The following is a 231-nucleotide window of genomic DNA, read 5'->3' as shown; positions in this document are numbered from 1 at the left end:
CTGCGCGAGCAGGAACGCATCGCGGTGGAGCGCGACCTCGCCACCCAGCGCAGCCGCCTGCACGAAACCCAGTCGGCCCTGAGCGGCGCGCGCGAACAACTGCGCGTGCTGACCGCCGATACTCGTCAGCAGGCCCTCGACGGCCTGCGCGAGGCCAACGAGCGCATCCGCCAGTACGCGCCGGAAGTCGCCAAGACCGGCCAACGCGACCGTCTGATGCAATTGCGCGCG

General features: G+C 71.0%; 1 protein-coding gene. It reads left to right on the top strand.

Annotation, left to right across the window (positions count from 1 at the left end; translation table 11 throughout):
- Window positions 1–231: hemolysin secretion protein D (locus tag HKX41_13890; protein NNC25224.1), on the top strand; the 231-nt coding region annotated here is incomplete at both ends.

The sequence above is a fragment of the Salifodinibacter halophilus genome (assembly GCA_012999515.1).
Lineage (GTDB): Bacteria > Pseudomonadota > Gammaproteobacteria > Nevskiales > Salinisphaeraceae > Salifodinibacter > Salifodinibacter halophilus.
Note: the sequence above shows the minus strand (reverse complement) of the source record. Positions and strands in the feature narration are given on the sequence as shown.